Source organism: Aeromonas sp. HMWF017 (genome assembly GCF_003061465.1).
GTDB lineage: Bacteria > Pseudomonadota > Gammaproteobacteria > Enterobacterales > Aeromonadaceae > Aeromonas > Aeromonas veronii.
This window is the reverse complement of record NZ_QAJD01000084.1, coordinates 5,321-17,925: the sequence shown is the minus strand read 5'-3', so window position 1 is coordinate 17,925 and position 12,605 is coordinate 5,321. Positions and strand designations below refer to the sequence as shown.

The 12,605-nt window shown below is 61.7% G+C and carries 10 protein-coding genes; 3 read left to right on the top strand and 7 right to left on the bottom strand.

The features are described 5' to 3' along the window. The 3 genes from putA to DBR30_RS07985 all read right to left on the bottom strand — a co-directional run. A partial coding sequence (gene putA, locus DBR30_RS07995) for a bifunctional proline dehydrogenase/L-glutamate gamma-semialdehyde dehydrogenase PutA (RefSeq protein WP_258224344.1) occupies positions 1-1,770 on the bottom strand: 1,770 nt, incomplete at its 3' end. A 331-nt stretch (positions 1,771-2,101) separates the two neighbouring features. Beyond that, a complete protein-coding gene (locus DBR30_RS07990; protein WP_005335443.1) occupies positions 2,102-2,707 on the bottom strand; it encodes a TIGR04211 family SH3 domain-containing protein in 606 nt (201 codons plus the stop codon). Positions 2,708-2,853: 146 nt separating this feature from the next. After that, positions 2,854-3,606, bottom strand: a complete 753-nt coding sequence (locus DBR30_RS07985) for a potassium channel family protein (RefSeq protein WP_005354446.1) — start codon at positions 3,604-3,606, stop codon at positions 2,854-2,856. A gap of 101 nt (positions 3,607-3,707) precedes the next feature. Here DBR30_RS07985 and DBR30_RS07980 point away from each other — a divergent pair, with 101 nt between their 5' ends. From DBR30_RS07980 to glnE, 3 genes are all read left to right on the top strand, one after another. Then, positions 3,708-4,958: a methyl-accepting chemotaxis protein gene (locus tag DBR30_RS07980; protein WP_005335445.1), complete on the top strand. Its 1,251-nt coding sequence runs from the start codon at positions 3,708-3,710 to the stop codon at positions 4,956-4,958. An 83-nt stretch (positions 4,959-5,041) separates the two neighbouring features. Next, the gene (locus DBR30_RS07975; protein ID WP_108542438.1) at positions 5,042-5,488 is read left to right on the top strand and encodes a GNAT family N-acetyltransferase; all 447 of its coding nucleotides are present in this window, start codon (positions 5,042-5,044) and stop codon (positions 5,486-5,488) included. Between the two features lie 159 nt (positions 5,489-5,647). Then, positions 5,648-8,521 (top strand): bifunctional [glutamate--ammonia ligase]-adenylyl-L-tyrosine phosphorylase/[glutamate--ammonia-ligase] adenylyltransferase, encoded by a 2,874-nt coding sequence (gene glnE, locus DBR30_RS07970; protein ID WP_108542439.1) that lies wholly within the window; start codon positions 5,648-5,650, stop codon positions 8,519-8,521. Between the two features lie 88 nt (positions 8,522-8,609). Here glnE and DBR30_RS07965 read toward each other — a convergent pair whose 3' ends face one another. From DBR30_RS07965 to DBR30_RS07955, 4 genes are all read right to left on the bottom strand, one after another. Continuing rightward, on the bottom strand, positions 8,610-9,140 hold the full coding sequence (locus DBR30_RS07965) for a GNAT family N-acetyltransferase (RefSeq protein ID WP_108542440.1): 531 nt from the start codon (positions 9,138-9,140) through the stop codon (positions 8,610-8,612). Positions 9,141-9,235: 95 nt separating this feature from the next. Beyond that, positions 9,236-11,221: a glycoside hydrolase gene (locus tag DBR30_RS07960; protein ID WP_258224343.1), complete on the bottom strand. Its 1,986-nt coding sequence runs from the start codon at positions 11,219-11,221 to the stop codon at positions 9,236-9,238. Beyond that, positions 11,187-11,441 carry a hypothetical protein gene (locus tag DBR30_RS21860; RefSeq protein ID WP_258224342.1) on the bottom strand — a complete coding sequence of 85 codons (255 nt, stop codon included), beginning with the start codon at positions 11,439-11,441 and terminating at the stop codon, positions 11,187-11,189. Before DBR30_RS21860 ends, DBR30_RS07960 begins: the two co-directional genes overlap by 35 nt. A gap of 258 nt (positions 11,442-11,699) precedes the next feature. Beyond that, positions 11,700-12,464, bottom strand: a complete 765-nt coding sequence (locus DBR30_RS07955; protein WP_258224341.1) for a DUF2861 family protein — start codon at positions 12,462-12,464, stop codon at positions 11,700-11,702. Positions 12,465-12,605 lie beyond the last annotated feature (141 nt).

Sequence of the window (12,605 nt, the reverse complement as noted above, 5' to 3'; positions counted from 1 at the left end):
CTTGCCGACGGTGAGGCTCACATCCTGCGGGCTCAGCACGGTGCGGGCTTCGCTGCGCTTGAGGGTCTCGCCATCGACGATGGGGCCCGCCAGCCACTGCTTGCTCTCCAGCTCTTTCAATCGGGCGAAGAAGGGGCGCTGGATGGAGAGGATGTTCATATTGACGCCGCTGGAGTTCTTGCGGTCGGTGAAGAGGTTCACCGGCTGCGGAATGCGGTCGTTGGCAAAGCCGGAGTAGCGCTTGAGGGTGCGCAGCGGGTGCTCGGCCAGCGAGTCCACCGGGGTATTGGGATCCACCAGCTTGTGAACGAAGGAGGTGTTGGCCCCGTTCTCCAGCAGGCGGCGCACCAGATAGGGCAGCAGATCCTTGTGGGCGCCGACCGGCGCATAGATGCGGCAGTGCAGACCGGGATTGTCGTTCAGCACGGCGTTGTGCAGCTCCTCCCCCATGCCGTGCAGACGCTGGAACTCGAACTGGCGATCACCGGCCATCTCCAGAATGCTGACCACGGTATTGGCGTTGTGGGTGGCGAACTGGGGAGCGATAAAGCCGCGAGTCGGCTCGCTCAGCAGGTAGCGGGCGCAGGCGAGGTAGGAGATATCGGTGCCCGCCTTGCGGGTAAACAGCGGGTAGCCGGGCAGGCCCGCCTGCTGGGCATATTTCAGTTCGCTGTCCCAGTAGGCGCCTTTTACCAGTCGCACCGGAATGAGGTCACCCTGCTCGCGGGCCAGCGCGGTGAGCCAGCAGAGTACCGGCAGCGCGCGCTTGGAGTAAGCCTGCACCACCATGCCGAGCTTGCCCCAGCCACGGTTGGCCTCGGAGCGATAGAGCTGTTCGAACAGGTCCAAGGAGAGCTCGAGGCGGTCCATCTCCTCGGCATCGATGCTGATGGCCACATCCTTGTTGCGGGCCAGCCGCACCAGCCCCACCAGCCGCTCGCACATTTCGCCGAGCACCCGCTCGCGGTTGGCTACGTCATAGCGCGGATGGAGCGCCGAGAGCTTGATGGAGATGGAGGGGGCCGGGCCGCCGTCGCTGATCCGCTCGTTGCCCACCGCCTCGATGGCGTTGCGGTAATCGGTCAGATACTTGTCGGCATCCTGCATGGTCAGCGCCGACTCGCCCAGCATGTCGTAGGTGTGGGTGTAGCCCAGCTCGCGGGATTTGCGGCTCGCCTTGAGCGCCTCTTTCATGTCACGCCCCAGTACGAACTGCTTGCCCATGATCTTCATGGCGGCATACATGGCAGAGCGCACCACCGGCTCCCCCAGCTTGTTGACCATACGCCCCAGCAGGTTGGCCGGGTTGCCGTCCAACTTCTTGTCGAGCTTGATGATCTTGCCGGTCAGCATCAGCCCCCAGGTGGAGGCGTTGACCAGAGTAGAGTCGCTCTTGCGGAAATGAGATGACCAGTTGGCGCCGGAGAGCTTGTCCTTGATCAGGGCGTCAGCGGTCTCGGCATCGGGAATGCGCAGCAGCGCCTCGGCCAGACACATCAGGATAATCCCCTCCTGAGTATCCAGGCTGTACTCCTGCAGGAAGGCGTCGATACCGTCACCGGAGCCGCTCTCCTTGCGCACCTTGGTCACCAAAGTACGGGCACGCTGGGTCACCTGCTCCAGCGAGGCGCCATCCCCCGGCAGCATGGCCGACAGTTCGGCCAGATAGGCATTTTCATCCACCACATAGTTCTGGGTGATGGCTTCGCGCAGGGCGGCCAGATCGGAGGGGATATAGTCAGCGGCAAGCACTTGTGTAGCTTTGAACATATGGGGTCTTCCTGTACGCCCTAGGGCTGATATCGACAAAGGCGGACGCGCCGCCGAAACGCCGATAATGTATACAATGTTGCACCCTATATGAAATGAATTTGTTGCCACTCTTTAACAAAGATCGCTCATTCCCCCCATGAATTCCCTTTTGAAGCTAATACGCCAGCAAGCGTGAGGGTCATCTGACTTCATTTTGTATACGATCTGCCACCGCCTCTCTATCGCAAAGCAGTCACGCATTCCGCCCAATAACGGATGTCCCCAATGCGCCCAAAAAAGAAGGGCCGCCACGGCGACCCTTCTCAGCAATTCATTCAGCCAGATGCTGTCAGTTCATCCAGCGATCGCCACGGCTGCGACGACGAGGCAGCATGGGCAACAGGATGCCAAGCAGGATCCCCGCCCCCACCATGGCACCACCACGGATAAACCAGTCCATCTGCATGTCGTGCTCCTGGTTGTCGTAGCTCTGGGTCAGGGCATCATTCTGCTCTTTGAGATTGCTCATCTCCTCACCCTGACTGACCAGCTGGGCCTTGAGGGCGGCGATCTCCTTGCTCTGGGCAGCGATCTGACCATCCTTCTCGGTGAAGCGTTTCTCGTTGTCACCGTTAAGGTTCTGCAGGCGATCTTTAAGTTCATCACGTTCTTTTTCCACCTGGGGCAGACGCTCGCGCAGGCTGATCTGGCTCTGCAGTTCGCTGTTCTTGATCCACCCCTCGCGGCCACGACCGTCCACCACCTGGGTGAAACCGGCCTCGCTGTTCACCGCCTTTACCTCCAGCGGTTCACCAGCCTTGACGCTGCCAAGGATCCGGTACTGGGTACCCGGGCCATTGTGGATATAGGTAAAGATGTTGTCTGAAACATAACGGGTATCGGCCAGTGCCTGTTGGGCACACAAGCAGATCAAAATCCCGAGAAGGGCGCGCATGGTCGATCGGTTCTCTTTTTCAGGTTTGGACAAGAGGTTGAATGTTAAGCCGCCAGCAGGTTAAAGGACAAGCAAAGAAAAAGCACCTCCCCAGGGATAATACGCGCAGAGTTGCGAGTCACCTCGCAACTTGCCCGTCTGCGGCCTCACTTGTTTTTCAGCTCCTGCACCTCGCTGCGCAGGGCGCGGATCTCCCGCAGCAGCTCCTCTTGCTGGTTGTTGTAGTGATGGCGCCACTTGTCGGTCTCGCCATCCCCCTTGTTGGGCTGCAAAAACAGGCTGGCCATGAAACCGCTGATGGCACCGAACAGACCGACCCCGAACAGGATCAGCAGGCTGGCGACAAACCGCCCCTCCTCGGTCTTGGGCACCAGATCGCCATAACCCACTGTCGAGAGGGTCACCAGCGTCCACCAGAACGCGTCATAGGGTGTCTCAATCTGGCTGCCGGGCTGGCCTGACTCAATCCAGTACATGACGCCGGAGCCCACCCCCAGCAGCAGGAAGAAGAGGAACAGGATGCCGGAGAGGGTGGTCTCGTTGCGCTCGCGACGGAACATGGCCCAGAGATCCGGGTGCTCCTTGAACAGCTGATAGACCCGCCACAACTGGATCAACCGCGCCCAGCGCAACTGCTCCGCCATCGGCAGGCTACCCGGCAGATAGATCCAGTTGGCCTTGAAATAGGCCTTGCGATCGGAGGCCCGGATCCAGCCATAAGCAAAGTGCGCGAGGAAGAAGTAGCAGATCAGACTGTCGAGGTCATAGAAGAGCTGCAGAGTCTGTGGTGTCAGGCTCTCATGGCCCCACCAGCGGGCCGTCACCAGCACAACCGAGATAATCGACAGAAATGCCATCAGCAGATCCATCGCCCGCAGATGAGTTAAGTGATGTCGCATACATTTTCCAACTTTAAGCACAGTGCAAATTAATAAAAGAGAAGATAATGCCGATAGTCCTGATGGCAAAGGAAAAAACGGCTTTTAAAAGGAGAATGACAATGCAGCTGAACCTGCTGGAGAAAAGAATGAGCAACATCCGGTTGGTACCCAAAGTGGTGCTGCTGATGGTGTTCAGTACCCTCCTGCTACTGACAAAACTCTGGTTTGACGCCAACAATCTGGAAGCGACCCTGCTCAGCGAAGGGCTCGATCCCGCCAAGGCGGATGCGATCTCCAATCGCCTGCTCTGGACCGGTCTGATGGAGACCGCCATCATGGGGCTGCTGTTCGTGATCCTGCTGCTCACCGGCTCCCGCCTGATGGTCAAGCAGGTGCACTATCTGGTGGGCCTGCTGGAACGCTTCGCCAAGCGGGACCTCAGCCACAAGGTACTGCTCAAGTCTCGTGACGAATTCGGTGACATCGCCAAGGCGGTCTCCCACTCGCAGGAGAATCTCAAAGAGGTGTTTGGCAACCAGCGCGCCGCCTGCAAGGAGCTCAACGACATCGCCTCCCAGGTGACCCTTTGCATGGAAGAGGCCAACGAAGCGATCAACGAAGAGTTCACCCAGATCGAACAGCTGGCCAGCGCCATGAGCCAGATGGTCGGCGCCATTCGCGAAGTGGCCGCCCATGCGGATCAGGCCTCTCACGCCACCGCCGAAACCAGCCAGCTGGCGGAAGAGGGGAGCCGCTGCGTCGCCGATACCGTCAGCACCATCGACACCCTCTCCGGCAACATCCAGCGTTCCGCCACCGTGGTCAACGAGGTGGAGCAGGGGGTCGAGCGCATTGGCTCTGTGGTCGACACCATTCGCGGCATCTCGGAACAGACCAACCTGCTGGCACTTAACGCCGCCATCGAAGCGGCTCGCGCCGGTGAAGCGGGTCGTGGCTTTGCCGTGGTGGCCTCCGAAGTGCGTGAACTGGCCAACCGGGCTCAGGCCGCCACCGTCGAGATCCAGAAGATGATCGAACAGCTGCAGGGCAATGCCCATCAGGCTGGCGAGCTGATGGCCCAAAGCGTACAGCAGGCCGACAAGGGGGTGGAACAGGTGACCCAGGCCGGTACCCAGCTCGCCACCATAGTGCAGCGGGTACAGGGTGTCGCCGACATGAACCGCCACATCGCCGCCGCCTCCGAGCAACAGAGCTCGGTCGCCGAAGAGATGCGCGGTAATCTGGAGCAGGTCAAGCAGATCGCCGAAGGCTCCGTCGTGGTGCTGCGTGAACTGCAAGAGGCCTCCGAGCTGGTCGAGCAGCACAGCAAGGAGCTCGACAGCCAGATCCAGTCCTTCAAACTCGTCTGACTGTTTTCATGCCCCAATCCGGTTAGACTGGAAGGCCCCTTGAGGGGGCCTTTCTCATTTCCAGCGCACGGCAAGGAGCCAATATGCAGCAGAGTGCAACGCACCCACCACTCGAGCTCAGTGACGACAAGGGGCGGCTCGATGTGCCGCTTATCCACCGTTTTCTCTCCGAAGAGGCCTACTGGTGCCGCGGTATTCCCCACAGCACTGTGGTGCGGGCCATCAACCACTCCCTCTGCGTTGGCGGCTATGTCGACGGTCAGCAGGTTGCCTTCGCCAGGGTCATCACCGACAAGGCCACCTTTGGCTATCTGGCCGATGTCTTCGTGCTGCCTGAGTACCGCGGCCGGGGTTACAGCAAGGCACTGGTGGCAACCATTGTCGACCATCCCGAGTTGCAGGGATTACGGCGTCTCGCTCTCGCCACCTCTGATGCTCACGGCCTCTATGCCGGTTTTGGCTTTGCGCCCCCAGCAAGTCCAGACAGCCTGATGGAGATCTACAACCCTGCCATCTACCAGCGCACCTGATTGACTGGCGGTCAATAATTCCCACCGGATCATGCTTCTCGCCCCTGCGCTGTGACGCGGGGGCCTGACAGTGCTAGATTGGCAGCCACCATTTTGAACCAGCAGCGTTGTTAACCCCGTGTCGTTAACCCGCTGTCGTGAACCACAAGGACGGCAACCGTGGCCCAGCATTCTCCCTCTTTCTCTGCCCTCTCCCCCCTGCTGCAAGAACAGGCCGAGCGCCAATGGCAACGGCTGATCGAACTGGCCCCCGACTATGGCAACCAGCCCGAGCCCGTTCGCCAGCCCCTGCTGACCCTGCTCGGCCTCTCCGATTTTGTCGCCGACTCCCTCTTCAAACAGCCAGAGTTGCTGACCGAGCTGCTCGCCTCCGGGGATCTGGAGCGGGCCGAGCGCTGGCCCACCTACCAGAGTGACCTCACCGCCCTGCTGGCCGAGGTGAGTGATGAAGAGGCACTCAAGCGTATCCTGCGCCAGTTCCGCCGCAGCCGCATGCTGGTGATCGCCTGGCGCGAGCTGCTAGGCCACGCGGCGGTGGAAGAGAGCTTTATCCATCTCACCAGGCTGGCGGATGCCCTCATCTGCTCCGCCCGCGACTGGCTCTACGCCAAACAGTGCAGCGAGCTGGGCACCCCGATGGATGGCAATGGCAACCCGCAGCCGCTGCTGATCCTCGGCATGGGCAAGCTCGGCGGTGGCGAGCTCAACTTCTCCTCCGACATCGACCTTATCTTCACCTTCCCCGAGAACGGCTACACGGTTGGCGGACGGCGCGAGCTCGCCAACCAGCAGTTCTTCATCAAGCTGGGCCAGCGCATCATCAACGCCCTCCACCAGCCCACTCAGGATGGTCAGGTGTTCCGGGTCGATATGCGGCTGCGTCCCTTTGGCGATGCGGGGCCGCTGGCCATCTCCTTTGCCGCCATGGAGGATTACTACCAGCACCACGGCCGCAACTGGGAGCGCTACGCCATGGTCAAGGCGCGGGTACTGGGCCCCCAATGCGAGCACGCGGTGGAGCTGGCCGAGATGTTGCGCCCCTTCGTGTTTCGCCGCTATATCGACTTCGGCGTTATCGACGGCCTACGCCAGATGAAAGCGATGATCGCCGCCGAGGTGCGCCGCAAGGGACTGGAGGGCAACATCAAGCTGGGGGCTGGCGGTATTCGTGAAGTGGAGTTTATCGCCCAGGCGCTGCAGCTTATTCGCGGCGGTCGTGAACCGGCACTGCGGGTGCGCCACCTGCCCGAAGCTCTGGCCGCCATCGCCCAGTGCGGCGCCCTCGAATCCGCCCATTGCGATCGCTTGCTGACGGCCTATCGCTTCCTGCGCCGGGTCGAGAACATATTGCAGGAGATCGGCGATCAGCAGACCCAGACCCTGCCCACCGAGGAGCGGGATCGCCAGCGGCTGATCGCCGCCCTCGGTTTTGCTGACTGGGGCACCTTTATGGCTCATCTGGACGAGGAGATGGCCGCCGTCCATCAGGAGTTCGCCGCCGTGGTAGGGGAAGAAAAAGAGGCCCCCGTCCATCTGGAGCAGCTCTGGCTCGATCTGTGGCGCACCGAGCTCGACGCCGCCGAGCTGGAAAAACTGCTGACCGCGCAGGGGGTGGCCGAGCCAGCCCCGCTCTGCGCCGCACTGCTGCGTTTCAAGGAGGAGTACAAACGCCGTCAGGTAGGGCCGCAGGGGCGCATCGCGCTGGACTGGCTGATGCCTGAGCTACTGCGGCTGGTGGTGGCCAGCGAGCAACCCGCCCGCCTGTTCGAGCGGGTATGCGAGCTGCTGACCCGCATCTTCACCCGCAGCGCCTATCTGCAGCTGCTGGCGGAGAACCCGGGCGCCCTGCGTCAGCTGGTACGGCTGTGCGACGCCAGCCATCTGGTGAGCGAGCAGCTGGCCCGCTACCCCATCCTGCTGGACGAGCTGCTCGATCCCCAGCACCTCTACCACCCCACCCCGCTCGATCAATACAAGCCCCAACTGCGCCAGTTCCTGCTGCGCATCCCCGAAGAGGATGTGGAGCAGCAGATGGAGGCGCTGCGCCAGTTCAAGCAGGTGCAGCTGCTGCGTATCGTGGCGGCCGACATCGCCGGCGCCCTGCCGCTGATGAAGGTGAGCGACCACCTCACCTGGCTGGCGGAGGCGATCACCGAGGAGGTAGTCAATCAGGCCTGGGCCCAAATGAGCGAGCGCTACGGGGCGCCGCCCGAGGTGGCGGTGAGCGGCCAGCGCGGCTTTGCGGTGGTGGCCTACGGCAAGCTGGGCGGCATCGAGCTGGGTTACGGCTCGGATCTGGATCTGGTGTTCCTGCACGGCGGCGACCCCAACAGCTACACCGACGGGCGCAAGCCCATCGACAGCCGCCAGTTCTACCTGCGCCTCGCCCAGAGGATCCTGCACCTGTTCAGCACCCGCACCCCGTCCGGCATTCTCTACGAGATCGATATGCGGCTGCGCCCCTCCGGCGATTCGGGCCTGCTGGTCTCGTCGCTGTCGGCCTATGAGCAGTATCAGCAAAACGAAGCCTGGACCTGGGAGCATCAGGCGCTGGTGCGGGCCCGCCCCATCTATGGCGATGATGCGATCAAAGCCGAATTTGCGCGCATCCGCCGCGATGTGTTGGCCAAAGTGCGGGAGCTGCCGACCCTGGCCCGCGAGGTGCGCGAGATGCGCCACAAGATGCGGGATCACCTGCTCAAGGCGGGTGCCGGCGAGTTCGACCTCAAGCAGTCCCCCGGTGGCATGGTGGATATCGAGTTTATCGCCCAGTATCTGGTACTGGCCCACGCCTGCAGCGAACCCGATGCCCTCACCCGCTGGTCCGATAACGTGCGCATCTTCGACGAGTGCGTCATGGCGGGGGTATTGACGCTGGAGCAGGCGGAGGGGCTGAAACAGGCCTATCTGGAGATCCGCAACCTCGGCCATCGCCTCAACCTCTCGGAGATCTCCCGCAAGGTGAGCGATGATCAGCTACAGAACGAGCGCAGCCATGTGCTCGCCGTCTGGCAAACCCTGCTGGGGGAGTAATTCCCGCCAGCGGCAATGAAAAAGGGCCCGCCTGAATTGCTTCAGGCGGGCCCTTCTCTTATCAGTAAAACAGCATTCTTACGGTTGCTCAGCCGTGATCCATCACCGTCTCCACCAGCATGCTGTTGAAACGCTGATAGGTCTCTTCCTCAAGGCGCCCAGGATAGCTCAACACCCGTAGCGCATGACCTTGATAGTCAGGATGATAGGGCGGATGCACATGGGCATAATCGTTGAGACAAAAGCCCAGCCCCTGATAGAAGCGCAGACGGCGAATGGCAATCTCATCCTCTGGCGGATCGATCTCGAGAATGACGGTTTTACCCGCCTGTTCGCAAAATTCGGCCAGCAGGCGGCTGCCGTAGTTGCGGCCGCGCAGCGCCGGATTGATGGCCAGATGTTCGATATAGATCTGCTCGCCACACGCCCACCAGAAGATGAAACCGAGCAGCAGGCCGTCCTGATAAAAGATTTGGCAGTGATAGCGAGGATCCCGCATCTTCTGTGGCTGATGCTGTGACTGGCGCTGCTCGTAGCGGGGAAAACTCTCGCCATAGATCTGCCAGACCAGCGGCCACACCGGATGGTTTACCTCTCTAATCACTTCACTTTCAATCATCAGAACTACCTCTCATCTATTTTGCAGAACGTTCATCTATACATTAAAAGTTCTGCCACAGCATCCTCTGATGGAATGACAGCCAGGATCCCGGACTAGCGGGCGCCATCCGGTTGCGAAACAAACTGCAGCTGCCTGCCATCGGGCAGCTGCGCCAGTACGCTTTGAGCGGCCAGTTTGATCCCTGCCAGCTCGGTGGCTGGGCCGAAGTTGGCTATCAGTCGAGTGCCATCGGCAAATTCGCTCTGCTGCACCACACCTCTTTGGTCGAGCCAGCGAAAACCGGTGAGGGGTTGGTTGTAGAGCCGTTCATGCAGCGGACGAAAGAAGGCATCGAGCCCCTTGAGGTAGGGAATGCGCGTACCGGCACTATCCAGACTGAGATTGAGCAGGGGCGGCACGTTGTAGAGCTGCTGCAACAGCTCGGTGACCTGGCGGCTCTCCTTGAACTTGAGGCTGTCCATCGTCCAGTGGTGGGTGGTCACTATGCTGTCGTGAAAGACGCTCTGGAACAACGGCAACCGCAGCGCCGGATCGAAGTAGAGTCCCTGATACCCGGGCTTGAGGTGGCTCTGGCGAAAGAAGTAATCGGGCTGAAACTCGGGATGCCAGACCCCCAGATAGTAGGGGGAGCGCTTGTTGCGGCGCATATCGGGATCCTGCCAGCCAAAGCCGCTGGTCTGGGGGCCATGGGCAAAGGCCGCGGTGCGGTTGGCTACCGCCCCGCCCTCCTCGGAGCCCACCAGCACCCCTTGACTCTTGGCAATCCACGCCATCCCCGCCATCCGGTTCTGCGCATCCTGCGCCTGAGTGGTCGGCTTGGCCGGGTCAAAATCGTCAAACACCATGCCAGTCGCCGCCACATCGAGGAACCAGCTGTTGTAGTGGCTCGCCTGCTGCAACCAGGGCACACGCCGCTCCATCACCGGGCGCACGCAAGCCTGATTGGTGTAGACGCCGCTGTTTTGAAAACCGCTCTTGCGCCGTCCGCTCTCCTGCATGATGCCGCAGCGCAGGTAGATATCCTGCCCCATCTGGGCGGTGAGCCAGCTCTGCTGGCGATTCCCCTCCGGCAGCGCGGTATCGTAGGAGTCGTAAGGGGCGATGAGATAACCGGCCTCTTTGGCAAGTTCAATCCCCTCCGGCGCAGCAAAGCCCGCAGTCCATTGGGGCAACCCCAGCCAGAGTTTTGGTAGTCCAGCCTGCTTGAGAGCGGCGATCATCTTGGCCGAGCTGCCATCACCCCAGCTTTGCGGATCGTTGAGCGCAGCGCCCAGTTGCCTTGCTGCCAGTGCGCGCCGGGCGGTGAAATCGGCCGGTTGCTGACCCGGATGGCGCAGTGCGAGCGCCTGCTCCACCCCGGCCAGCACCAGATTTTGCAGGTAGCGGTTGCGGGCCAGATCGGGCGCTTGCAGCGCCGTTTTGCTCTCCCCCTTGAGCCAGTCAGCGGGGATCAGGCGGCGCAGCGCGGGCCAGCTCTTCACATCCTGTGGCACCAGCAGTCGCTCGCCCCAGAGGTAGAGGTGAGAGGCACCGATCAGCCGCTTGCCATCCGGCACCGCCGCCAGCTTGCTCTCAAGAGAGACCAGCTCGCCCCGCGCCTGCAACCAGCTGCGATAGGCCTTGGCCGCCGCCAGCCAGTCGTTGCCCGGTTGCAGCGATACCTCCACCTCATAGGGGTCCGCCTGATTAAGGCGATTGACGCTGTGGGTCGCCGTGAGGGCAATGCCGTCTTGCTTCGGAGCAAAGGTGAGCCGGTTGTTGAAAGGGTTGGCAAAGAGGATTGCCAGCTGCTGATCGCCGTTATCCAGCCCAACCACAGGTAGGGTCAGATTATCCGTGGTGTTGATCCCCTGATACTCCTCCACCAGCGCCTTGCGCCACGCCGTGTGAGTAGCCGGAATGCGAAATCCCTCATGGATCGGCAGCATCAGCGCCTGTGCCCCTGCCGGCACCCGCGGCCATACCAGCTCGCCAGTGGTCGCGCGGCTCAGGGTGAGGATCAGGCGGTTGCCCTCAAGGCGAGCCAACGCCCGTACCTCGCCATCAGCACGGGTCAGCCAGCTGGCTGGCGCGCTCACCCTCCTGCTGCAGGGCGGTGACCGGCTGGCGCGGGCCGGGGGAAGAGATGGCCAAGTGATTGCCCGATGGCAGAATTGCTTCGGCTGCCAGAGTGGCGGGATCCAGCTCGATACGCCACTGCTCGTTGGCCAGAGTCAGCGCCTCAGCAGGCAGGGAGAACAGCGGCGCCAACAACAACAGCGGGCGGATCCGGCTCGTTAGCACGGGAAGAAAAGTCATGGTCTGTGATTCCTGATAACACACGGGAATCGCATTTCAGCAGATCGGCAGCCTGCGATTGTCAGGCCAATGTCAGGATTAAGCACAGAGCAGAGGCGGAGAGGCTTCTCAGCCATTTCCTATTTAATAGCCACCACCAGCCACGGGTCAATTGTTGCAAATAACATCAGCAAAAAATGATAACTATTGCACCAACGAAACAATCTGAGCCCGAAGCTGGTCATCCATCACAGACAGCAGCGACTCAATCCCCCGGTATCACTCCACCGGCCCTGCCTGACTGTGGCTCAGTTGCAACACCAGCTGGCCGCGCTGGCTGGTCTGCACCAGCGAGAGGGTGCGCCAGCTGTCGGAGGTAACGGCAGGCCACTTCACCGGCTCATCGGGCGCAATCCGGTGCCACCAGAGCAGGGAGTATTGCGGGCGGGCCAGCACAGTCTGCTCAAGCCAGAGCGGAGTGCACGAAGCGGGATTGGCGGGGGAATTGGCCACCGCCAGCGGCGAGCGGGAGAGCCAGTCCAGATCCTGCACCGCAGGCAGCGGCAGCGCCACCTGCCAACGCTGGCCCGCCACCGTCAGCCGCAGCTGATAGAGCCCGGCTGGTAAAGGCGTCGGCAGATCGGCCCCCACGACCCTGACCCCCTTGCTCCCTTCCGCCTCCCACTGGGCACCTGCCAGCCGGTTGCGACCAGCGGGATCGATAAGTTCCGCGGCGGTGATGGGTCCCTCCCCGGTCAGCTGCACCCGATAGTCCCGCAGCAGCGGCGCATCGCGCTGGATCAGCTCAAGGCGCAGCTCGCTCACCCCATCAGGCAGAGTAAGCGGGAAATCCTTGCCGCAGTGCTGGGCACTTAGCGCGGCCAGCATCCCCTGCCAGCTACGGTGCTCGGCATCGCTGTTGAGCGCAGGCCATGCCTGCAGCAAAGATTGCCAGGCGTGCCGGTTATCTCCCTGCAACAGCGCCAGAGTAGCCGGTTGCAGCGGGTCGGGGCGTTCGGTTTCCAGGAGGCGATCGGTTGCCATCACGCTGCTTACGTTTAGAAGGCACAGGTTCAGAAGGCCGATGCTTAGAGCCAACAGCAGCCCAACCAGCGTTGCACGCTTCACGCTGGCACCTCCAGCCGGTAGCCTATGCCGCGCACCGTCTCGATGGCCAGTCCGGGC